Source organism: Halorubrum orientale, from assembly GCF_059623105.1.
In genome coordinates, this window is sequence record NZ_JBSPSR010000006.1 from 61,907 (window position 1) to 82,621 (window position 20,715).

Consider the following 20,715-nt stretch of genomic DNA (forward strand, 5'->3'; position numbering starts at 1 on the left):
CTGGTGCAAAAACGTCACTTCGGCCGTGGCGTCACTCGGCTGTGTCGTCGCTCTCGTCGTCCGCAGCCGAATCAGTGTCGCTCTCGTCGTCCGCAGCGGCATCGTCGCCCTCGCTGGACTCCTCGGTCCCCAGTCCCGCAGCCGCATACGCGTCTGCGACCTCATCTTCGGGTACCGGTCGGTAGCCGTCTGCCTCGGTGATCGTCGCGACGGCGAGGTCTGCGGGGTCGAACTCGTCGTCGTGTTCGGCGAGTGCGCTGATGCCGAGCTCAATGCCATCCGTCAGCGAGAGATCTGATTCCCAGTCGTCCTCGAAAACACCCTGGATCGTCGAGCGGCCGCCGCCGATGACAGTTGCTTTCCACTCGTTGGGCGTCCCGGATGGATCTGCGGCGAACAAACGCGGTTCGCCGTCGTCGATACCGCCGATGAGCAACGCCGCACCGTAGGGACGGGTTCCACCGCGCTGGGTGTTCTCTTGGATGTGGTCGGTGACGAACTTCGTCAGTGTCTCGACGCCGACCGGCTCACCGTACCGCAGACGATTCCCCTGCGCCTGCCGACGGGCGAGATCGATCAGCTGGCGGGCGTCGGCGACGTGGCCCGCGCTCGCGGTGCCGAGATGGTCGTCGAGCTTGTGGAGCTTCTCGATACTTTCAGCTTCCATGAGCGACGACGTCGCCCGCGACATCGCCACGAAGACGACGCCGTCTGCCGTTCTGACGCCGAGGCTTGGGGCTCCGCGAGAGACCGCCTCGCGGGCATACTCGACCTGGTATATCCGCCCATCAGGCGAGAACAGCGATGTACCGCGGTCGTACGCCTGCTGGTCGTTACCGCCCATCATCGATGCCCACCCGCTCGCACAGTGGCGAGGTAATCCATTACGAGTGATTATGGCGCACGGTTGAAAAAGCCTGCTCAACCGGTACGTTCCCGCACCCACGACGAGTATATGGGTCACGAGCGCGTACGACACAATAACGTGGATTCGAATGTCCTCCCAGTGCTTCTTGTCGCGAGCCTCGTGGTGGCCGGCGCCGTCGGCACCATTGGTACGGCCGGTGCCGTGCCGGATGCCAGAATAACCGTTGACGCGGTCACCGTCACACCGGGCGAACCGGTGGTTGGCGAACGAACCGAAATGAACGTCACCGTCGCCAACTCCGGTGGCAGCCCGGATGCCGGTGAGGTGACTGCGGTTCGGCTCCTTGACGCCGACGACACCACCCTCGATGAGGCGTCGACACCGGGCTCGTTGTCGGCGGGCGACACGCTCGAAACGAAGCTCTGGACGACGTTCGAGGTACCCGGCGAGCACCGACTCACTGTCGAGGTAGTTGTCGACGAGGCTGTTGGCGACGACGAAGACGCCAATCCGAACGACCCACCGACCGTGACAGTCACTCGAGACGTCATTGTCGATGTCGACCCAGCAGAGCCGTCGATCGCCCTTCGGGCGCGACCGCTCGCACCGGAGGACTTACAGACCGACGAAGACGACAGCGGGGTCAACGTGGGCGGCGTGAACGGCATCGACGGCATTCTCGGTGGCGGCGGTGGCGGCCTCGAAACTGGAAACGACGACGAGGTGATGCCGACAGTGATGGACGGCCCGGTTGCTCTTACCGTGGTAAACACGGGGACCGTCTCCGCAGAGCGGGTGAGCGTGACCGCGTCGGGTGCGGCCGTTGCCGGTACCGGACCGCTCGATGCGAGTGGGAACGCAGCCGTCGGCGGCGATGAGGCGTCAGGAAGCGATGCCGATAACGACACGCTCGCGGCCGGACCGTTCGTCATCGAGGACATCGCGCCGGGCGAAGCGCGACGGGTCGTCGTTGATCTTGGCTCGCTTGACCGCCAGACCGACGTGACGTTCAGCGCCGCCTTCCGCGCGACCGCCAGCCCGCCGACGGGTGATGGCACCACCGGGAGTGCGACTGTTGACCTCGTGTACCCCCAGAGTGCGGGACGGCCGGTCGTTACCGATGCGACGGTAACCCAGACGGGTGAGGGGTCGGTGGCGATCGACGCGAACCTCGCGAACGCGGGGAGTCCCGATATCACTGGCGTCGTCGTCTCCGTCGGCGATGCACCCGGCGTTGAGGCCACCCCCGCAGGTGGTGGGTACTTCATCGGGGGCGTCGCGAGCGACGACTTCGTGCCGTTCGAACTCACCGTGGACGCGAACGCATCGGCAGCAGAGACGATTCCCGTCGAAATCGCCTACACCGACCGTGGCGTGCGCTACGTCGAGACGGTCGCACTTGAGACACCGGCGCCGCCACAGTCTGCAAACGAGTCTGCAACCGGGACGGCGACCGTCTTCGGTGGCGTCGGAGCCACTGGACTCCTCGGCGGCGGGCCGACCGGGCTCGGCTGGGCGCTGGCTGTTGGCGTTGGACTCGCGGCTGTGGTCGGCGCTGTCGTTCGGCGACGAGATGTATAGCGTCTCACTCCGCGGCGTCGAAAAGCGCTATCCGGGTGGTGGCACAGAGCCGGTGATCGCGCTCGATGATGTCGACTTCGCGGTGGAACCCGGCGCGTTCGTCGCCGTGGTCGGCCCGAGCGGATCTGGGAAGTCGACACTTCTCAACGTGCTTGGATTGTTAGACGACCCGACAGCCGGCGAGCGACGCCTCGACGGGACCGACGTGACGAGTCTCTCCGTGCGCGAACGGACAGCCGCCCGGAAGGAGTCGATTGGCTTCGTCTTTCAGGACTTTCACCTGCTGCCGACGCTCACCGCCGTCGAGAACGTTACCCTGCCGACGGCGTTCGACCCGGGCGACACCGACGAGCGAGCCGCGACACTCCTCGATCGGTTCGGACTCGGCGACCGACTCAACCACGAGCCGACCGAACTTTCCGGCGGGCAAAAACAGCGGGTAGCGATCGCCCGGTCGTTGATCAACGAGCCGGCGGTGCTGCTCGCCGACGAGCCGACCGGCAACCTCGACACCGAGACCGGTGAGTCGATACTCGCTGAGTTCGAGCGGGTCAAACAGGAGGGCGTCGCCGTCATCGCCGTCACCCACGACCCGATCGTCGAGTCGTTCGCCGACCGGGTCGTCGAGCTCAGAGACGGCGTGCTCTCACCTGGAGCCGACGAGGAAGCGCCGGACCCGAACGTGCGAGGTGACCCGTGACCCTTGGCGCGTGGCGGTCCTCGGTGGCGATGGCGGCGCGAAACCTCCGGCGAAACCGGGTCCGGACGGTGCTCGCGGTCTTAGGCGTCGCAATCGGCGTGTTCGCCGTTGCAACCCTTGGCGTGTTTGGGAACGTCCTCGCGCTCGGCGCCGACGACGCAATTGGCGACATCGGTACACAGGTGGTCCTCTCACCGAACGCCGACGCCGGGGTGGAGTCGCTCACCGACGCCGACGTCACTGCGATCCGTCGCGCCGTGGGCGAGCCGGCCGTGGTTCCGCTCCGCTCGGATGGGGCGATCGTTTCTGGTGCCACCGACCAGCAGTTCGCAACGGTGTACGGCGTCGAACAGCCTGGTCTCGCGTTCACTGCGGCCGACGGAGCGCTGCCGGAGCGACATCGAAACGGGGCGATCGTCGGGGCGAGTGTCGCCGAGAGCCTCGGTCTGGCGGTTGGTGACCGCGTCGAGGTCGCCGGGGCCCAGACCCGGGTCGTCGCTGTCCTTGCCGAGAGCCAGACGTTCAGCCCGGTCGCTCCCGACGACGCCGTCTTCCTCCCCAAGTCGGCGTTCACGGGTACCGGCTACGACCAGGTCCTTGTGGTGGCCGACTCCGGTACTACGGCTCGCGCCGCTGCCGAGTCGATCCGCGAGTCGGTAAACGCCCGCGAAGCGCGCGTCGACGTCTTCGAGTTGGCAGCTATCGTCGACGAGATCAATGAGTTCTTTGACCTGCTCGGGACGTTCCTGCTCGGGCTCGGCGGCATCTCACTCGTCGTCGCTGGCGTCTCGATCCTCAACGTGATGTTGATGAGTACGGTGGAGCGCCGGCAGGAGATCGGTGTGATGCGTGCTGTCGGGGTGACCCGACGCGACGTGCTTCGCGTCCTGCTTGCCGAAGCCGGGCTCATCGGTGCGATCGGGGCAGTCGTCGGGACCGCATTGACTGTCGTCGTGGTCGCCGGGCTCGTCGTCTCGACGCCGGCGGTTGACACCGACGTGGTCCTCGACCCCTCGAACGGGACGTATCTGGCGCTGGCGCTCACGTTCGGCGTCGGCGTCGGGTTAGTAAGCGGCGCGTATCCGGCCTGGAAGGCCGCGAACGAACGGCCCGTCGAAGCGCTTCGGAGCTAGCCGTCGACAGACTCCCAGTCGCGCGAGACCGGCTCTTTGCTCGCGTCAATCGCCGTCAACAGCCACGTCGCCGCGTCGTCGATCGCGGCCGCGTCGGTCCCGACGATCTTGAGCCGGTTGTGCTTCGCCGCGCGATCGGGATAACAGCCGACCGTGACGTCGTACCGACGCATTACCTCCTCAAGTGAGGGAACGATATTCGCCTCCGGCTCGACGGTGTACAGGAACCGTGACCGACGCTCACCGGTGAATTCGTCCGCGATGGACGCAAACATCGACATGAGCTCGTCCGGAATCCCCGGAAAGACGTAGACGCTCTCGAGCACGCATCCTGGCGCGAGTCCGGCCTCGTTCAACAACGGTCGACTCTCTGCGGGAAGTGCCGCCTCCGCGTCGACGTCCACGTCCACGTCGCGGTCGGGGACGCGCGCTTCGATCTCGGCGAGCCCAGCCTCAACGTCTGCGCGGACGACCGGTGACACCGTGAGGTCTCTGTCGAAGGCGTCCGCGACCGCCTCGACGGTCACGTCGTCCGGGGTTCCGCCGATCCCGCCGGTGACAATCACGCGGTCGAAGGCGTCGGCGTACGCTGTGACCCGCTCGGCTATCGTCGCCCGTTCGTCCGGCAATGCAAGAATGCGCGGGACGGTCACACCGCGGTCTGCCAGCTGCTCGGCGAGCCAGCTCGCGTTCGTGTTCACCGTGTCGCCGGACAGGAGCTCGTCGCCGACTGTGATCAGTGCAACGTCCATCGATTGCACCTCGCCGTGACAACGGGAGAGCGCTTCGGTGTGACGGCGTCGACCGCCACCCGCCGCGCCGTCTCACTTGACCCGGTCGTAGGTGACGAACGCGAGGTCGTCGGCAGCCTCACGCGCCGTCTCCTCCCAGGCCTCCTCGTCCCACGCCGGGAACCGGGTGTCGCCGTCCGGCCGTTCGGGAACCTCGGTTAGTACCATGCGGTCGGCAATCGGGAGGAACGTCTCGTATACGCTCGCCCCACCGATCACGTACACGGTCTCGACGTCGCGGTCGGCCGCGGCTCGCCGTCCAAGCGCGGTCGCCTCCTCAACCCCGCCGGCGGTGACCACGTCGTCTGGGACGTCAAGATCCCGTGTCGTGAGGACGATGCTGGTCCGATCGGGTAGCGGCTCGTCTATTTGTTCGAGGATGCTCTCGTAAGTGACCCGGCCGAGCACGACCGGGTGGCCCGTGGTCAACGTCTTGAAGTGAGCTAGGTCGCGAGGGTAGTGCCAGGGCATCCCGCCGTCGACACCGATAACGCGGTTCTCGGCTATCGCCGCCACGACGACGAACGAAACGTCCGCATCGCTCGTGTCGGCGCTCGGATTCGTATCGTCGTCTTCAGCCTGCGGAGGGGCGTCGTCGGACATCACTCGGCCACCGCAAACGAGAGCCCATCAGCGCAGTTGTACTCCACGAGCGAGACGTCCTCGTACCGCAGCTCGTCGAGCGGAACATCTGTGATTTCGAGACGGGGGCGCGCACGCGGCTCACGCGAGAGCTGTTCGAGCAGTCCAGGGACGTGGTCGTACCCCGACTCGTCTGCTGGCTCTGCGGGGGCCGTCTCTGCCAGCCAGTCTCGCACGTCACGATACGCTGCCGGCGTCTCGACGGCCGCGAGTCGTTCCTGCAGCTCCGGCAGGTGGTCGGCGTACCACTCGCCGCGTGCGCCCTGTCCGCAGTAGACGTGTGCGTCGACGATGGTGTGGCCGAACTCGCCTACGGTAAAGTCGGTCCGTTGTGCGAGCGCCTGCGCGAGCAGGGCATAGGCCGCGAGATTAAATGGGACGCCAAGCGCGATGTCGCCGGAGCGCTGGGTGAGGTGGACGTTTAATCGTCCGTCCTGGACATTCACCACGAACGTGTAGTGACACGGCGGGAGCGTCGAGACGGCCGCGTTGGCTGGGTGCCAGGCGCTCACCACCATCCGTCGCGAGTGCGGATCCTCGCGGAGGGTGTCGAGGATGTACCCGATCTGGTCGAAGACACGCCGCTTGGTGCCATCAGGGGCGGTCTCGACGTGCACCCAGCGGTTCGCGTCGTCGGGCCACGACTCGCCATCGAGCGTCGCGTCATCGTCCGGCACCGGGAATCGTCGCCAGAAGCGACCGTAGGCGGTGTCGAGCCGTCCCGCCTCGTCGGCCCACGCGTCCCAGATCTTCGTCTCCTCGCGCAGCGAGCGGATGTGCTCCTCGCCAGAGAGGTACCAGAGCACCTCGTGGATGAGCGAGTTCCATCGGTAGCCGTCCATCCGCTTCGTGGTGAGCAACGGGAACCCCGCGGCGAGGTCGACGGTGTAGTGTGCGCTGAACGTCGCGATCGTGTCCACGCCGGTTCGGTTCGGCTTGTACGCGCCCGCAGAGAGCGCGTCGTCGACGAGGTCGTGGTACTGTTTCATTGTGGGGTGTAGGGGTGGCGCGCGAGGCGCCGCGGCGGTCGGATACACGTACTGTGCTCGCGATCGGTCATAAGGCTGCGGGACGAAGCCGTCCGCGAGCGGCGGACCCACACGTGGAGGCGACCGCACTCACTCGCGCGGTTGACGTCGGTCGGCGACGGCCCGTTTCACGCGGCGCGTTACCGCCCGAGCGTTCCGTGAGACGTGTCGGACAGTCGATGCCGCCGCGAGCGATCCGGAAACGATCCAGCCGGTCGGGATACGATCGGGGAAGCTGAACGGTCCGACACGCGAGACGCTTACTGTCCGGGGCTCGAGGAACCGCCGGATCCCTTCGGGACCGTGACGCCGCCCGATTCCGGAGTCTCCAACGCCGCCCATCGGCGCGTCACGCGCGCCCCACCCGGAGAGGATCCCGTCGTTGACACAGACCGTCCCACACTCGATCCGGCGCGCGACTGCCTCACCATGGGCTGTATCGCCACACCAGACGCTCGCGTTGAGGCCGTACGGCGAGTCGTTCGCCGCTGTGACCGCCGCGTCGGCGTCGGCGACTGGCCCCACGGAGACGACCGGGCCGAACGTCTCCGTACAGGCGACCGTTGCGTCCGGCTCGACGCCCGTCAACACGGTCGGTTCGAAGCAGTACGGAGCGACGTCCGGTCGGTGTCGGCCGCCTGTCTCGACGACCGCCCCGCGATCCCGCGCGTCATCGACGTGTGAGCGAACGCGGTCGAGCTGGGCGGCGTCGATCAGCGATCCGACGTCGGCGTCGTAGTCGTACGCGGTGCCGAGCGTGAGTCGGTTGGTCTCACGGACGAAGGCCTCGAGGAAGGCGTCGTAGACGGACTCGACGACGTAGAGCCGCTCGGCGGAGAGACAGAGCTGTCCCGCGTTCGAAAAACACGCCTGGACTGCGCCGCGGGCAGCCGTCTCGAGGTCGGCGTCAGCGAGCACGACAAGCGGGTTGTTGCCGCCGAGTTCGAGTGAACAGTCGATCAGGTTCTGGCCCGCTCGGGCGGCAACCGCCCGGCCGGTCTCGGTGCTCCCGGTGAACGCCACGTGGTCGACGTGGTCGACGAGCGCCGGGCCGGCCGTCTCGCCCCTCCCGGTGACGACGGTGAGAACCCCCTCGGGGAGCCCAGCTGCTTCGAGCAGTTCGGCGAGCGCTAGCGCGGTGTACGGCGTCTTCTCGTCCGGCTTGAGCACGACCCCGTTGCCGGCGAGTAGCGCGGGGAGCACGTCCGCGGCCGCGAGCGTCATCGGGTAATTCCACGGTGAGATGACGCCGACGACGCCGACGGGGTCGTACGTCACTGTCGCGGTCGTGAGCCCAGGGATCGCCGCCCCCCGTCGCTCGTCGGCCATCACTGCCGGTCCATTCCCGACGAGGTACTGACACGCCATCGGCACCTCGAGGATCTCCTCAGCTGCGGTCCGCCGGGACTTTCCAGTCTCAAGCTGGAGGAGGTCGAGCAGCTCCGCTCGGTTCTCGGTGACACGGTCAGCGAAGCGGTCGAGGACGGCCGCCCGCTCGCGCGCCGGTCGGTCGGCCCACGCCGCTCCCGCGCTCGACTCGCGGACGGTCTCGACCGCCTGTGCGACGTCGTCGGCCGCAGTAGCCGGAACGCGGCCGATCCGCTCCGTCGTTGCCGGCGCGGTGACGGTTATCGGCTCGTCGCTGCCCCCGACGGCGCCGTCGGCGAGCGCGGTGAGTCGCTCCGATGACAGCGTCGACGCGGCCGTGACTGCGGTCGGCGGGGTGTCCGTAGCCATCAAATACTACTGGTCGCGCTGAAGGCAAAGCCGTGTCGGCCACGAGCGACCGCAGCACCTAACTCGCCGCCGGGCACACAGGGGTCATGGACATCGACCCGTTCGGGCTCGAGCGGTGGTTCGCAGCGTACGAGCACGAGGCCGACATCATGCTGGCCGAAAGCGGGATTCGATCGCTTGAGGCCAGTCGGTTCGACCTCGATCCGGGCACGATGGAGTACGTAATCCCGACGAACGGCGACCCGGCGTTCCGGGCACGGGTGGGCGACCGCTACGGCCGCAGCGCGGACGAGGTGTTGTTCACCTGTGGCACCCAAGAGGCGAACTTCCTCGCGTTCCTCTCGCTCGTCGGATCGGCGGACGCGGTCGGCGACGACGAGATCGGCAGCGGCTCACACGCGGTCGTCGTGACACCGACGTACCAGGCGCTTCACGCGGTCCCGGAGGCGTTTGGCGAGGTGACTCGCGTGGAGCTCTCAGCACCCACGTGGGAGCTCGACCCCGAGGCGGTCGCCAACGCTGTGCGCGAGGACACGGCGGTTGTCGTCGTGAACAACCCGAATAACCCGACCGGTCGATACCACGACGAGGCCGTGATGCGAGCCGTCTACGACGTCGCCGTCGAGTCGAACGCCTACCTGCTGTGTGATGAGGTGTACCGGCTACTTGCGAGCGACCCGCTCCCGCCGGTCGCGAGCTTCGGGGCACATGGCATCTCGACGACGAGTCTGACGAAGGCGTACGGGCTGGCCGGGCTGCGATTCGGGTGGATAGCCGGGCCCGAGCCGCTCGTCGAGCGCGCCTGGCAGTGGAAAGACTACACGACCATCTCGCCGGCGCTTGTGGGCCAGCACGTCGCGAAGCAGGCGCTCGGCCGACGCGAGGAGACGATCCTCTCCGAGAACCGCGACCTCGCCACGGCTCATCGCGAACGTGTCGCCGCATGGGTCGACCGACACGACCTGTCCTGGCACGAGCCCGTCGGTGTGAACGCGTTCCCGACGATCCCAGACGGGTTCACGGACGCCCGCGACTTCTGTCGGACGGTCGTCGAAGATGCGGGCGTCGTGCTTGCGCCCGGTGATCTCTTCGGCTTCCCTGACCGCTTCCGGATCGGCTTCGGTTTGCCTACCGACGAACTCGAAACGGGACTCGATCGGGTGAGCGGGGTCATCGAGGCGCGGCAGGCGGTGACGGCCGATACGGGGGGTGAGTGACGTGGGCGTCGTCAGCGATCTCAGAGACGACGTCGTTGGATTCATTCGCGACCCGACCGACGAGCAGAAAGTGATCCTGGTCGCGTTCGTCGCCATCGCGGTCGCCGATCGATACTTCCTCTGGCAGGACTTCCCGTTCGTGGTGCGGACGACTGCAGCCGTCGGCGTCGGCTTCCTCGCGCTCTTTGTCACGAGCTACCTACTTACAGGCCAGTTCGTGCCACCGGACGAGGAGGCGGACGAGCCGGACGACGAGCCAGGCGAGAACTGACTGGAAGCCCGTCACGGACGCCGCCGGCGGGTTCCGTACCGTTTATACCTGCGCCCGGAGAATCCGGAGTATGCCGCGAGAGCAGAAGCAGGTCCGAGAACTTCAAGAGGGGAGCTACGTCATGATGGACGACTCGCCCTGCAAGATCAACCACTACAGCACCGCAAAACCTGGAAAACACGGGAGCGCAAAAGCCCGTGTCGAGGGGAAGGGCGTCTTCGACGAGAAGAAGCGCTCGCTCTCGCAGCCGGTCGACGCGAAGGTGTGGGTCCCGATCATCGAGCGGAAGCAGGGGCAGGTCGTCTCCGTCTCCGGTGACGACGCGCAGGTGATGGACCTCGACACCTACGAGACGTTCACGATGCGGATCCCCGAGGGCGAGTCGTTCGCCTCGGACGACACGATCGAATACCTCGAGTACGAGGGCCAGCGGAAGGTCGTCTAGTCGGTGCGAATGTTCCCCGGTGCGAGCGCCGACCGCGACGAGGCGGCGTACACGGTCGTCGGCGCGCCACTGGACGTCACGACGACGTTCCGCCCCGGTACCCGCTTTGGTCCCGACCGCATTCGGCGATTCGCCACGGCTCACGACGACTACGACCACCGCACGGAGACGCACTTTTCTGCACTTGGCGTCCACGACGCCGGCGACGTCGCACCGTGGGACGACGTCTCCGAGTACCTCGACCACCTCGCCGCAGAACTACGGAGCGTCGGGCTCGACGGCAGCGTACCGCTGGTGCTTGGCGGCGAGCACACGGTCACCTACGCGGGCGTCAAGGCTGTCGATCCAGACGCCCTCGTCGTCGTCGACGCCCACCTCGACCTGCGGGAGGCGTACAACGGCAACCGCTGGAGCCACGCCTGTGTCACCCGACGAGCGCTCGCGGTCGCCGACCGCGTCGTGGTCGTCGGTGCTCGGACGGGCTCGGCCGCCGAGTGGGATCGGGCGGCAGACGGGGACGTCGAAGTGGTTGCGCCCGAAGACGCTCGCGCGTGGGTCGACGGGGTCGATACGGACACCTTCGCCGACGAGACAGCATATCTCTCGGTCGACATCGACGGGGTCGACCCAGGCTTTGCGCCGGGAACCGGAACGATGGAACCGTTCGGGCTCCATCCGCGGGAGGTCCACGATCTGGTGCGGGCGGTCGCCCCACACGCCGCGGGGTTCGACGTCGTCGAGGTGAACGACCGCGACGACGGCCAGGCGGCGGCCCTCGCCGGGCGGCTCCTTCGTGCGTTCGTCTTCGCCAACGCGGCTGCGGCGTATGAATGACTCTAGATGGTCGCTCTCGTTGGTGTGAGCTTCGAGTCGACTGCCAACTCGATTACGCTCTCTCAGTGAGGCGGGTTCTGGCGGCCGAGACCGCCTCCATGGAGTCGATCCACTCGCGAGGATTCGTACACCAGATGCGATCGCCTTCGACACTGACACAGAACACCGACTCCGCAGACGGCGCGAGGGTGACGGCATCGACGTCTGAGCGGTCACCGAGGTAGGCGTCTATCAGGCGCCGTGCCGTCTCTGCCTCGGCTCGGAGGCGATTGCCGGAGGCGTACTCGATGGCTATCTCTGCCATACCCGCGTTTAGAACTACACAATTAATAACTAGCGTTTTCGGGCAGCGCTTGCGGGAATCTGTGTGGGCTGTCAGCAGGGAACCACCAACCACGGCTGACGCTTCAGCGCGCGTCGTAGACCACCGTCCCGTCGACGACTGTCATCGCCACGTCGATGTCACAGATCGTCTCTGCGGGGGTCCATGGCGACTCCTCAAGTACCACAAAGTCGGCACACCTGCCTCGTTCGAGCGTGCCTAGTCGGTCCTCGTCGAAGCCGGCGTACGCCGCACCGGCGGTGTACGCCCGGAGCGCCTCGGTCACGGTGAGTTGTTGGGAGTCGGCCGGTGCGGTGACCGCACAGTGGACCCCATACAACGGGTCCATCGGCATCCCGTCGGAGCCGAACGCCAGCCGCACTCCCGCATCGAGCATGTCGCGGTACCGGTTCGTCTGAGCGGTGCGTGCGGGCCCTAAGCGCGCCTCATAGAGGCCGTCCTCGCCGGCCCACTTCAAGAAATTGGGCTGCACGCTGGCGACGATTCCCGTCTCGGCGAGCCGCTCGATAGCGGTATCGTCGGCGAGTTCGGTGTGCTCGATCCGGTGACGTGCGATCCCTGGGTCGTCGACCGCGTCGGTCTCGTAGGCCTCAATCACCGCGTCGATGGCCGCGTCGCCGATGGCGTGTGTGGTGAACTGGTAGCCGGCGTCGGTCGCAGCAGCGACCCACTCGCCGAGCGCGTCTGGGTCGACGACCCACTGTCCGGTCTCTGCGGGCGCGTCGGCGTACGGTTCGGTGAGTTTCGCCGTCCGGCCGCCGAAGCTCCCGTCGGAAAAGGACTTAATCGCGCCCGTCTGGACGAACACAGAGCCCGCATTCGTCGGGAGCCCCGCCTCACGCACCGCGTCGAGGTGGTCGGTCCAGTAGTTGATCCGGACTCGGGCGGTCAACTCACCTGCCTCCTCGAGCTCGCGGTACACCCGTGGCGCATGTGAGTCACGGACCATGTCGTGAAACGTCGTGATTCCCTGCTCGCGACACAGCCTGAGTCCTGCCTCGACTTCCGCACGGGTTCCCTCAACGCCTGGCTCGACCGCCTCGTATATCGGGTCGATAGCCGCCTCGAGCAGCACCCCTGTTGGGTCGCCGTTCGCGTCCGTCGGGACGGTCCCCGGCGGGGCGGCCGCAAGGGCGTCCGCGAACCGCTCGAGTGCGACCTCGTTGACCGCCGCGACGTGCATGTCCTCCCGGAACGCCGCGACCGGCCGGTCCGTCGAGACGCGGTCGAGGTCCGCACGGGTCAGGTACCGGTCGTCGGTCCACGTCGACTCGTCGTAGCCGTAGCCAAGCACCCACGGAGCGCTCGGAACCGACTCGGTGGGATCGGTCGCGTCGACGACAGCGTCGCGCTCGGCCAAGCGGTCGACCGCGTCCGCGGGCGAGTCGGCAACGCCGAGGTCGGCGTGGACGAGCGAGCGCCCGACGGTCGTGAGGTGCGTGTGTGCGTCGACGAACCCTGGAAGCAGCGTTCGACCCGCTAGGTCGACCACGTCGGTGCTGACCCCGACGAGGAACTCGACGTCGTAGGTGGTCCCGAGCCGGCAGATGCGCCCGTCTCGCACGGCGACCGCTTCGACGGTCTCGTCGGGCTCGGTGAGCGTGTGGACCGCGCCATTACAAAAGACGCGGTCGGCGGGTTCGGTCATGATATATGTCGCTGCCCGGAGAGATTAATCGTTTGGGAGCCCGGTCGACGGTGCGGACTCCGTGCCAGCGAGAACCGGGCGGACAATTTATCCGGGATTCGGCCGAATTATGCGGCATGTACGACACAATCTTGTTCCCGACGGACGGTACCGAAGGCGTCGACCGTGCGACCGACCACGCAATCGATGCTGCCGACCGCTACGACGCGACGCTACACGTGTTGTACGTCGTCGACACCGACGTGATCAACGCGTACTCCGGCGACGAGTTTATCAGCGGCGCGGAAGGCGCCGAGGAGACGCTCGAAGGCACAGGACGTACGGCACTCGATGCGGTCGCAGCACGCGCCGAGAGTGCTGGCGTCGATGTCGTCACCCACCTCGGATACGGCACACCGCATGAAGAGATACTGCGATACATCACCGACGAAGACGTCGACCTCACCGTGATGGGATCGAAGGCGCACTCGGGCGAATACCGACGGCTACTCGGGTCGGTGACCGAGCGGGTGTCGCGACAGTCGACTGCACCCGTCAGCATCGTGAAGACGACCGTTGAGGGCTGAGTGCTTACTCCTCGACGGTGACGCGCTCTATGGAAACCGTCTCCCGGGGGGCATCCTGGCGGTCGGTCGGTGCCGAGCCGATTGTCTCGACAACGTCCATCCCGTCTATTACCTGACCGAAGACGGCGTGTTTGCCGTCGAGGTGTGGTGTTGCTGCAAGCGTGATGAAAAACTGAGAGCCGTTCGTGTTCGGTCCTGAGTTGGCCATCGAGAGGATGCCGGGCCCGTCGTGGGAGAGGTCATCGTGGAATTCGTCGTCAAACTGGTAGCCGGGGCCGCCACGACCGGACTCCAGCGGGTCACCGCCCTGGATCATGAAGTCGTCGATGACGCGGTGGAAGATGCCACCCGCGTACAGCGAGTCACCGCGCACCTCGCCGGTCTCTGGATCCTCCCAGGTGGTGGTGCCGGGCGCGGGCTCGGTGTCGGCCGCCGGGTCGTGGCGGGCCAGGCCGAGGAAGTTCTCGACCGTGCGCGGTGCGCGCTCTGCGAACAGTTCGAGCACGACGTCGCCGTGGTTCGTGTGGAGTGTTACCTGCGGATTCTCGGGGGTGGACACGTCTCGTCCCATACGTCACAGCAGGGTCGCCCCGCGGAAAACGCTGCCCATCCCAGCCGGATGGGTGCCAGCCCACGCTGTGATCGTGTCCCGCCTAGGAACCCGCCGGTAGCGTTTTGCGCCCACCGAGCACAGGCTGAGTCGTGTACGAGCACGTCCTCCTCCCGGTCGCACCGGAGAGTGTTGCCACCGACGCGATCCCGCACGCGAAGCGACTCGCGCGGCCGACAGATGCGACGGTTCACGTCGTCAGCGCGGTCGACGTCCCACCGGGCTCGCGCTCAGCATCGTGGTCGGACGCGGCCGCCCACCGAATCGAGTCGAGCGCCGAACGTCGCGTCGAATCGGTCACGACGACCCTCGAGGCCGCTGGCATCAACACCGACGGAACCGTCGTTCGCGGCGACCCACGTCGCGTCATCGCGAACGCGATTGACGACGTCGATGCCGACGTCGTCGTGATGCCGACCCACGCGCGAACCGGCCTTGAGCGCTTCCTCTTGGGAAGCGTCACGGCACACGTCGTTCGCACCGCACCGGTGCCGGTGTGCACCGTGCCGATACGCGATCCAGATGCGTAAGCTGATGCGGGCGTACCGCGTCGCGTACGACGGCCGACCGTACGCGGGCTTCCAGCGACAGCCGCACGCAAAGACGGTCGAGGGGACGTTGCTCGCCGCCCTCGCGGATCACGACGTGCTCGACCGAGGAGATGGACCCACACGCGCCACGCCACCGGGGTACGCCGCGGCCGGACGAACCGACGCCGGTGTTTCGGCGGTCGCACAGACCGTGGCGTTCGACGCGCCGACGTGGCTCAGTCCCCGCGCGTTCAACGCGACGCTTCCTGACTCGATCCGCGTCTGGGCGGCCGCCGACGTCTCAACGGCGTTTCACGCCACCCACGACGCGACCGCGAGAACGTATCGCTATCACCTGTATGCGCCCCTCGAGGAACTGCCAGACGACGAACCCGCAATCGACGAGGACGTGCTCGTAGCCGCGCTCGACCGGCTCTCCGGTGAACACGACTTCCACAATCTCACGACCGACGAGACGGGAACCGTCCGAGACGTGCGGGCGACAGTAACGCGCTCGGGCGACGTACTGCTCGTTGAGGTCGGTGCCGACGGCTTCCCGCGAGCACTCGTTCGCCGGCTCGTTGCGGCCGCGACGCAGGTCGCACGCGGAGCCGCGGACGCGCCGCTCCTCGATCGGCTCCTCAAGTCGGAGCCCATTTCCGGCGAGTATGGCGTCGGTCCCGCGCCTGCGACGCCACTTGTCTTGTGGGACGTCTCGTACCCGGGCGTCACGTTCGACGTCGATGAGACCGCAGCAGCGAGCGCTCGCGACGCCTTCAGAGAGCGACACCGCGACGCCAGCCGAGCCGCCGCCGTCACCGAAGCGCTCTGTATGCGGGTCGCGAACGCCGCCAACGTCGGGAGACGATGACCGCTCGCGCCAGCCGTGGTGTCGGTGTCTGTGGCCCGGAGGCCTCAGTCACTCGCCGACCGGCCGCTCACGGGCTCTGAGGGGTCCGTCGCCGCGTCAACGACGGTCGCTGCGTCTTCTGAAAGGGTCTCCATGGAGTCGACACGGAGCATGAGCGTGTTCCCGTCGACGTCTGCCGCGTCGACGACACCGACGAGCCGGAGGCCCGCACTCGGGGTTGGCCCCACTCGCACGTGGTCACCCCGCTCGAATGAACGGACCGAGCCACAGAGGACGACCTCGGCGCGACACAGCTCCGGGTTGGTCACGCTTGAGAGGTCTATTTCCCGGACCGTGACCGCCTCAATCGGACTTCCGTTCCGCTCGACGGGGACCGATATCGGATCAGCTGTTCGCTCTCGATCGAGCGTCTCGTACGCCTCGTTGGTCGGGCGGTAGCCGCCGTCCGGTCCGGGAACGCCCTCGACGAGCTGGAGTGACCGCAGGCTCTGCATGCGGTTCCGGACCGTGCCGGGGTTCCGGTCTATCGCCTCTGCGATTCGTCGGCCACAGACCGCGTCTTCACGCCCCTCAGCGAGGTCTACAAGCGACGTGAGGATCCGCTCCTGGCTTGAACTCAGATTTAGCGAGGACATATCCATTAACAAAGTCTTTTGATGAATAAATGTTTGGTTATTAACTCCTAATATTGTTAACTCGCAGATCTGGACCGAAATATCTCGTGTGGTGTCATAATATGGGCCAGTGGGAGACAAACGTGCGGTTCATCCAGCCAGAGACGCCGGCACCTCACGGAGCGCGGGCCGTCATCGGGCAATCGGTGATCGATTCGCCACCGCTCTGGCGTGACAGTGCTGAAACACCCCCGCGTATTCCTTAAACAATACCCACAGAGCGTATAAGCGGCCACACGAGCGACGCCGACTTGACATGGACACTGCGACACGAGACGGCACCGAGACGGACCGCGACAGGGACCAACCGACGGACGACTCGTGGCGGGTCGACCCGTCAGTAACACGAGAGCGAGCCACGTCGTTCCTCCGTGAGTCAGTGATGTCGGCTGATGCGGACGGTGTGGTGGTGAACTTGAGCGGTGGGCTCGACTCGACGGTCACCGCGGCGCTCGCGGTCGAGGCGCTCGGCTCCGAACAGGTGTACGGACTCATCCAGCCTTCCACGAAGCTGGGTGTCCACCACACCTGGGACGCCGAGGCGCTCGCCGAGGCGCTCGGGATCGAATCCGACACGATCCACCTCCAGCCGCTGTTCGCGCAGTTCGGCAGCGTCACACCGGACCGGTTCGAACTCCACGACCGACCGACGCTCGTCGGAAACGCGACCGCGCGGCTCCGGATGACGATGGCGTACCTTGCGGCGAACGCCGAGAACCGGCTGGTGTGTGGGACAACCAATCGAAGCGAGCGGCTCCTCGGGTACGTGACAAAATACGGCGACGGGGCGGCCGACCTGCTCCCGATCGGTCACCTCTACAAGACGGAGGTCGAGGCGCTGGCCGTCGAACTCGACGTGCCCCGGTTTGTGCGCGAGAAGCCACCGACAGCCGGTATCGTCGCGGGTCAGCGCGACGCCGAAGACCTCGGTGCCGACTACACCGTGATCGACCCCGTGTTGCGACTCGGCGTCGACGAGGGACACGACGTGGAGACGATCGCCGCACAGCTCGACGTCGACCGCGACGTCGTCGACGGACTGCTTGAGCGGTACCGGACGACTGCCCACAAGCGCCGACGTCCCCCGATGCCGAGCCGATCGTCGTGAGCGTCTAGTACGGCCGATACCGGGAAATCGAGGAACCAGTCCGGAAGAATCAAGCCCAGTCGGTTGGCCAGAGGTCGGCAGCGCGCATCCCCGTCTCGAAGTCGGCCTCGCGGAACGCCCTGGCGAGCGTCTCCGAGGCGAGTCGTCCCGGCGACCGCGCCGGTGCCGCGAACTCGGCGACCACGAGCGCGGCCAGTATCCCGTGTTCACGGAGGTTCCGGTCGTCGACTTTGTCGCGGGTGTCTGCGTGCGTGTGTCCCCAGCCGCGGCCGCGCTCGTCGGTGTCGCTGTGGAGCTGTAACGAAGGAACTCCTCGCCTGAGGAACGGCCATTGATCCGAGAAGGGGTGGGGCGTCTCCTCGACCGCGATCGGTTGACCGGTCGCCGTCGACACCGCTCGGGCTACGGCCGCGGCCGTCTCGGAGGTGTGCGTGAGCGCACGAAGGTCGCGGAACCGTCCTGCCCCGTCGACATTGACGACGCCGCGAATCCGCTCGAGGTCGGTGGTCGACGCGAGGTGTTCGGCACCGAGCAGCCCGACCTCCTCACAGCCGACGCCGACGACGTCCACGCCGATCGGGAGGTCGGCGGCTGCGAGGATCCGCGCCGCGGTCACGAGCGTGGCGATGCCACACCCGTTGTCGAGTGCCGCCTCTGCGATGTCGTGGCCGTCGTAGTGTGCGAGTACCAACAGCCGCTCTTCGGTGGCAGGACCGAGCCGACCGACCACGTTCTGTGAGGTCCCCGGCCGAACCGACGCCTCGACTGACAGCGCCGTGGTCCCGGTCGGTCCATCGGTGTTTCGGGCGTACTCGCGGAGCCACGCGCCGGTCTCCGACGAGACGCCCACCGCGACCGCCGTGGCCTCCTTGCCGAAGGTGAGCGACCCCGTCGGCGGGAGCTGCCCGTCGACGTGGTTGACGAAAATGAAGCCGCTGGCTCCAGCCTCGACTGCACACCCGAACGTCTCCATTCGGTGGACGAACCGCGAGCCTGGCGGCGTCGTCGTCGAGGCGACCGCGATGGCGTCGGTCACGTCGGTGGCGGCAATCTCCGTGGGCGTCCCATAGCCGACGTCGACGAGTTCGCCGGATACCGACCCGCTCGGTGTGTACGGTAGCGCCAGCGCGGGAAACTCACGCGTTCGGTCGGTCCCGTTCATGCCTGTCGTCGTCACGGACAACATCGCGTCCCCCCGCTCCCAAGCCAGCAGCTCGAACGACTCCGTGTGGACGGCCTGAACACCGGCGTCCTCGAACGCGTCGACGACGAGTGAGGCCGCCTCTTGCTCGCCATCACTCCCGGCCATTCGACTCCCGATCGCGGTGAGATCGGTGAGGAATCGCCACGGCGCATCGGTCGCCCACGTCTGGCCTAGGGTCGGTGCGAGCGCCTGGTACTGGGCGGTCACCCGCTGGATCGCTGCGGTCTGTGCTTCGTCACTGCTGCCGTGCGGATCGGCGCGTGTGTCGATGTCGTCGGTCACACCGCATGTCTGTGTCGCGGGGACAAGACCGTTCTCGCTGTGGCCGTCGCCGGGTACAGTCAGCGCGCGACCGATTAGTTGAAGTGTGACGCTTCGGTACCGTGAATAGAGCACCGTTGGTCCAGTGGTAGGACATTAGCTTCCCAAGCTAATAGCCCGGGTTCAATTCCCGGACGGTGCATGTCTCGAACACCGTGAGAGACATCGGCGGACGGGAATTGAACCCTATCAGTCGCGCGCAGCCAATAGCATGAACGAGCACGTCTGATTCTGGTTCAATTCCCGGACGGTGCATACGTCGCACCGTCCATTGTCCCGTTCGCTTCGCTCACGAGACTCCCAGACGGTACATGTCTCGAACACCGTGAGAGACATCCGTGGACAGTGCATCTGTTGAATATCCTGAGAGAACGGTGAAAATGGCTGTGTGAAGAAATTCGACCGCGCGACACTCGGACACTTCTTACAGCCACACCCTCCCCAGCCGATTCGCTCGCAGATACTGGTGTGAGAGTTGTGACCAACACGACCGCGCGATAGCCGGACACTTCTTACAGCCACACCCTCCCCAGCCGATTCGCGAGTCGCCCACAGGCGACTCGCTCATCCCTCGCACGCGCTCGTGAGCCCGCCTTCGGCGTGCTCGCGAGGCGCGCGCCACGATATAGATGAGAGTCATCCTGACGTCGTCACCCAAGAGTCGATCAGCTGACTGCACGAGAGGAGACGTCGAGCGGCTCGAAGCAGTCGCCACGCTTTATCCATCCGGCGTCCGAGCGTCACGCATGAACGTCGGGATCGTGGCGCGAAAGGGGAACGACGAGGCGGTCGCGACCGCGCTCGACGTGTACGAGGTGGCTCGCGACCGCGGCGAGACAGTGTGGGTCGACGAGGAGACCGCATCGAGTCTCATGTCTGCGACCGATGCGCCGGCAGTGACGGGACGGCCCGTGGCAGCGCTCGACACGTGTGATCTCGCTGTCGCGATCGGCGGCGACGGGACCTTTCTTTTCGTGGCGCGGAATGCCGGCGAGACGCCGGTACTCGGGGTCAACCTCGGTGAGGTGGGCTTTCTCAACGCCGTCCCGCCGGCGTCGGCGACCGCCGCCGTTCGCTCGGCACTCGACGGACTGGCCGACGGAGCTCTCAGCGTTCGCGAGGCCCCGCGGCTCGTCGCTTGGACCGACGAGTGGGAGTCGGTCCCGGCTGCCAACGAGATTGTCGTGCACGGCGACCGACGTGGGCCCGGAAGTGGGATCGAGTACGAACTCGCTGTCGACGACTCGCCGTACTCGACAGGTCGAGCCGACGGCGTACTCGTAGCGACACCGACAGGCTCCACGGCGTACAACCTCTCGGAGCGCGGGCCGCTCGTCGCTCCAGACGTGGACGGCCTCGTTGTCAACGAGATGGCGGCGAGAACGGGGATGCCGCCGATCGTGGTCGACGCTGACGCGACAGTTGGTGTGACCGTTCATGACCCGGATGGCGTTACGGTCGTCGCCGATGGGCGGAACGCCAGGCGGGTTTCAGGACCAGTAACGGTGCGGGTAGAGCGGTCGCATCCGCCGATGCGGATCGCAGGACCGGAAGGAGACTTCTATGAGGCGTTGACGAAACTGTCCTGAGGCC

The 20,715-nt window shown here is 66.6% G+C and carries 22 protein-coding genes and 1 tRNA gene; 13 read left to right on the forward strand and 10 right to left on the reverse strand.

Annotated elements, in window-relative coordinates; translation table 11 throughout:
• Positions 1-31: 31 nt before the first annotated feature.
• Complete coding sequence (gene psmA / locus ACWUI7_RS07115) at positions 32-847, reverse strand: archaeal proteasome endopeptidase complex subunit alpha (protein WP_496641526.1); 816 nt, start codon at positions 845-847, stop codon at positions 32-34.
• A 138-nt stretch (positions 848-985) separates the two neighbouring features.
• On the opposite strand from psmA, the gene ACWUI7_RS07120 reads away from it, so the two are divergent.
• The 3 genes from ACWUI7_RS07120 to ACWUI7_RS07130 are packed head-to-tail and all read left to right on the forward strand — an operon-like array spanning position 986 to position 4,282.
• Positions 986-2,449, forward strand: coding sequence for a CARDB domain-containing protein (locus tag ACWUI7_RS07120; protein ID WP_496641527.1), 1,464 nt, complete (start codon positions 986-988; stop codon positions 2,447-2,449).
• Positions 2,442-3,149 carry an ABC transporter ATP-binding protein gene (locus ACWUI7_RS07125; RefSeq protein ID WP_496641528.1) on the forward strand — a complete coding sequence of 236 codons (708 nt, stop codon included), beginning with the start codon at positions 2,442-2,444 and terminating at the stop codon, positions 3,147-3,149. Before ACWUI7_RS07120 ends, ACWUI7_RS07125 begins: the two co-directional genes overlap by 8 nt.
• A 29-nt stretch (positions 3,150-3,178) precedes the next feature.
• On the forward strand, positions 3,179-4,282 hold the full coding sequence (locus ACWUI7_RS07130) for an ABC transporter permease (protein WP_496641761.1): 1,104 nt from the start codon (positions 3,179-3,181) through the stop codon (positions 4,280-4,282).
• Here the strand turns inward: ACWUI7_RS07130 and ACWUI7_RS07135 are convergent.
• The 4 genes from ACWUI7_RS07135 to ACWUI7_RS07150 all read right to left on the reverse strand — a co-directional run bounded on the left by ACWUI7_RS07135 (position 4,279) and on the right by ACWUI7_RS07150 (position 8,480).
• Complete coding sequence (locus ACWUI7_RS07135; RefSeq protein ID WP_496641529.1) at positions 4,279-5,034, reverse strand: competence/damage-inducible protein A; 756 nt, start codon at positions 5,032-5,034, stop codon at positions 4,279-4,281. The two genes, ACWUI7_RS07130 and ACWUI7_RS07135, sit on opposite strands and share 4 nt — an antisense overlap.
• A gap of 72 nt (positions 5,035-5,106) precedes the next feature.
• Positions 5,107-5,676 carry a dihydrofolate reductase gene (locus ACWUI7_RS07140; protein ID WP_496641530.1) on the reverse strand — a complete coding sequence of 190 codons (570 nt, stop codon included), beginning with the start codon at positions 5,674-5,676 and terminating at the stop codon, positions 5,107-5,109.
• On the reverse strand, positions 5,676-6,704 hold the full coding sequence (gene thyA, locus ACWUI7_RS07145; protein ID WP_496641532.1) for a thymidylate synthase: 1,029 nt from the start codon (positions 6,702-6,704) through the stop codon (positions 5,676-5,678). Before thyA ends, ACWUI7_RS07140 begins: the two co-directional genes overlap by 1 nt.
• A gap of 129 nt (positions 6,705-6,833) precedes the next feature.
• A complete protein-coding gene (locus ACWUI7_RS07150) occupies positions 6,834-8,480 on the reverse strand; it encodes a succinic semialdehyde dehydrogenase (protein ID WP_496641533.1) in 1,647 nt (548 codons plus the stop codon).
• Positions 8,481-8,566: 86 nt separating this feature from the next.
• Between ACWUI7_RS07150 and ACWUI7_RS07155 the strand changes: the two genes are divergently transcribed.
• The 4 genes from ACWUI7_RS07155 (at position 8,567) to speB (ending at position 11,247) form a co-directional block, all read left to right on the forward strand.
• Positions 8,567-9,697 (forward strand): aminotransferase class I/II-fold pyridoxal phosphate-dependent enzyme, encoded by a 1,131-nt coding sequence (locus tag ACWUI7_RS07155; RefSeq protein WP_496641534.1) that lies wholly within the window; start codon positions 8,567-8,569, stop codon positions 9,695-9,697.
• 1 nt (position 9,698) lies between these two features.
• Positions 9,699-9,968 carry a hypothetical protein gene (locus tag ACWUI7_RS07160; RefSeq protein WP_496641762.1) on the forward strand — a complete coding sequence of 90 codons (270 nt, stop codon included), beginning with the start codon at positions 9,699-9,701 and terminating at the stop codon, positions 9,966-9,968.
• 70 nt (positions 9,969-10,038) lie between these two features.
• Positions 10,039-10,413: a translation initiation factor IF-5A gene (locus tag ACWUI7_RS07165; protein ID WP_435161102.1), complete on the forward strand. Its 375-nt coding sequence runs from the start codon at positions 10,039-10,041 to the stop codon at positions 10,411-10,413.
• 9 nt (positions 10,414-10,422) lie between these two features.
• The gene (speB, locus tag ACWUI7_RS07170) at positions 10,423-11,247 is read left to right on the forward strand and encodes an agmatinase (RefSeq protein WP_496641763.1); all 825 of its coding nucleotides are present in this window, start codon (positions 10,423-10,425) and stop codon (positions 11,245-11,247) included.
• 52 nt (positions 11,248-11,299) lie between these two features.
• On the opposite strand, the gene ACWUI7_RS07175 is transcribed toward speB, so the two are convergent.
• Both ACWUI7_RS07175 and ACWUI7_RS07180 read right to left on the reverse strand, forming a co-directional pair.
• Entirely contained in the window at positions 11,300-11,551 is a 252-nt protein-coding gene (locus ACWUI7_RS07175) for a SelT/SelW/SelH family protein (RefSeq protein ID WP_496641535.1), read from the reverse strand.
• Between the two features lie 103 nt (positions 11,552-11,654).
• The gene (locus ACWUI7_RS07180; RefSeq protein WP_496641536.1) at positions 11,655-13,238 is read right to left on the reverse strand and encodes an amidohydrolase; all 1,584 of its coding nucleotides are present in this window, start codon (positions 13,236-13,238) and stop codon (positions 11,655-11,657) included.
• A 116-nt stretch (positions 13,239-13,354) separates the two neighbouring features.
• On the opposite strand from ACWUI7_RS07180, the gene ACWUI7_RS07185 reads away from it, so the two are divergent.
• Complete coding sequence (locus ACWUI7_RS07185) at positions 13,355-13,804, forward strand: universal stress protein (RefSeq protein WP_496641537.1); 450 nt, start codon at positions 13,355-13,357, stop codon at positions 13,802-13,804.
• A 4-nt stretch (positions 13,805-13,808) separates the two neighbouring features.
• On the opposite strand, the gene ACWUI7_RS07190 is transcribed toward ACWUI7_RS07185, so the two are convergent.
• Positions 13,809-14,375, reverse strand: a complete 567-nt coding sequence (locus tag ACWUI7_RS07190) for a peptidylprolyl isomerase (RefSeq protein WP_496641538.1) — start codon at positions 14,373-14,375, stop codon at positions 13,809-13,811.
• 131 nt (positions 14,376-14,506) lie between these two features.
• Between ACWUI7_RS07190 and ACWUI7_RS07195 the strand changes: the two genes are divergently transcribed.
• Positions 14,507-14,944 carry a universal stress protein gene (locus ACWUI7_RS07195; RefSeq protein WP_496641539.1) on the forward strand — a complete coding sequence of 146 codons (438 nt, stop codon included), beginning with the start codon at positions 14,507-14,509 and terminating at the stop codon, positions 14,942-14,944.
• Positions 14,937-15,815, forward strand: a complete 879-nt coding sequence (truA, locus tag ACWUI7_RS07200; protein WP_496641540.1) for a tRNA pseudouridine(38-40) synthase TruA — start codon at positions 14,937-14,939, stop codon at positions 15,813-15,815. The genes ACWUI7_RS07195 and truA overlap by 8 nt, the downstream gene beginning before the upstream one ends.
• 44 nt (positions 15,816-15,859) lie before the next feature.
• On the opposite strand, the gene ACWUI7_RS07205 is transcribed toward truA, so the two are convergent.
• The gene (locus tag ACWUI7_RS07205; RefSeq protein ID WP_496641541.1) at positions 15,860-16,450 is read right to left on the reverse strand and encodes a TrmB family transcriptional regulator; all 591 of its coding nucleotides are present in this window, start codon (positions 16,448-16,450) and stop codon (positions 15,860-15,862) included.
• 295 nt (positions 16,451-16,745) lie between these two features.
• Between ACWUI7_RS07205 and ACWUI7_RS07210 the strand changes: the two genes are divergently transcribed.
• Positions 16,746-17,597, forward strand: coding sequence for an NAD+ synthase (locus tag ACWUI7_RS07210; protein ID WP_496641542.1), 852 nt, complete (start codon positions 16,746-16,748; stop codon positions 17,595-17,597).
• Positions 17,598-17,646: 49 nt separating this feature from the next.
• On the opposite strand, the gene ACWUI7_RS07215 is transcribed toward ACWUI7_RS07210, so the two are convergent.
• Positions 17,647-19,083, reverse strand: coding sequence for a M28 family peptidase (locus ACWUI7_RS07215; protein WP_496641544.1), 1,437 nt, complete (start codon positions 19,081-19,083; stop codon positions 17,647-17,649).
• Positions 19,084-19,193: 110 nt separating this feature from the next.
• Between ACWUI7_RS07215 and ACWUI7_RS07220 the strand changes: the two genes are divergently transcribed.
• Positions 19,194-19,264 (forward strand) — tRNA-Gly (locus ACWUI7_RS07220).
• Between the two features lie 604 nt (positions 19,265-19,868).
• On the forward strand, positions 19,869-20,711 hold the full coding sequence (locus tag ACWUI7_RS07225) for an NAD(+)/NADH kinase (protein WP_496641545.1): 843 nt from the start codon (positions 19,869-19,871) through the stop codon (positions 20,709-20,711).
• Positions 20,712-20,715: the final 4 nt, after the last annotated feature.

Bases quoted from the DNA above. Each gene is read 5' to 3' on its own strand.
- ACWUI7_RS07210 (WP_496641542.1), top strand. From the start codon at position 16,746: ATGGACACTGCGACACGAGACGGCACCGAGACGGACCGCGACAGGGAC.
- ACWUI7_RS07180 (WP_496641536.1), bottom strand. From the start codon at position 13,238: ATGACCGAACCCGCCGACCGCGTCTTTTGTAATGGCGCGGTCCACACG.
- ACWUI7_RS07135 (WP_496641529.1), bottom strand. From the start codon at position 5,034: ATGGACGTTGCACTGATCACAGTCGGCGACGAGCTCCTGTCCGGCGAC.
- ACWUI7_RS07205 (WP_496641541.1), bottom strand. From the start codon at position 16,450: ATGTCCTCGCTAAATCTGAGTTCAAGCCAGGAGCGGATCCTCACGTCG.
- ACWUI7_RS07225 (WP_496641545.1), top strand. From the start codon at position 19,869: ATGAACGTCGGGATCGTGGCGCGAAAGGGGAACGACGAGGCGGTCGCG.
- thyA (WP_496641532.1), bottom strand. From the start codon at position 6,704: ATGAAACAGTACCACGACCTCGTCGACGACGCGCTCTCTGCGGGCGCG.
- ACWUI7_RS07175 (WP_496641535.1), bottom strand. From the start codon at position 11,551: ATGGCAGAGATAGCCATCGAGTACGCCTCCGGCAATCGCCTCCGAGCC.
- ACWUI7_RS07140 (WP_496641530.1), bottom strand. From the start codon at position 5,676: ATGTCCGACGACGCCCCTCCGCAGGCTGAAGACGACGATACGAATCCG.
- psmA (WP_496641526.1), bottom strand. From the start codon at position 847: ATGATGGGCGGTAACGACCAGCAGGCGTACGACCGCGGTACATCGCTG.
- ACWUI7_RS07130 (WP_496641761.1), top strand. From the start codon at position 3,179: ATGGCGGCGCGAAACCTCCGGCGAAACCGGGTCCGGACGGTGCTCGCG.
- ACWUI7_RS07165 (WP_435161102.1), top strand. From the start codon at position 10,039: ATGCCGCGAGAGCAGAAGCAGGTCCGAGAACTTCAAGAGGGGAGCTAC.
- ACWUI7_RS07185 (WP_496641537.1), top strand. From the start codon at position 13,355: ATGTACGACACAATCTTGTTCCCGACGGACGGTACCGAAGGCGTCGAC.
- speB (WP_496641763.1), top strand. From the start codon at position 10,423: ATGTTCCCCGGTGCGAGCGCCGACCGCGACGAGGCGGCGTACACGGTC.
- ACWUI7_RS07190 (WP_496641538.1), bottom strand. From the start codon at position 14,375: ATGGGACGAGACGTGTCCACCCCCGAGAATCCGCAGGTAACACTCCAC.
- ACWUI7_RS07155 (WP_496641534.1), top strand. From the start codon at position 8,567: ATGGACATCGACCCGTTCGGGCTCGAGCGGTGGTTCGCAGCGTACGAG.
- truA (WP_496641540.1), top strand. From the start codon at position 14,937: ATGCGTAAGCTGATGCGGGCGTACCGCGTCGCGTACGACGGCCGACCG.
- ACWUI7_RS07150 (WP_496641533.1), bottom strand. From the start codon at position 8,480: ATGGCTACGGACACCCCGCCGACCGCAGTCACGGCCGCGTCGACGCTG.
- ACWUI7_RS07125 (WP_496641528.1), top strand. From the start codon at position 2,442: ATGTATAGCGTCTCACTCCGCGGCGTCGAAAAGCGCTATCCGGGTGGT.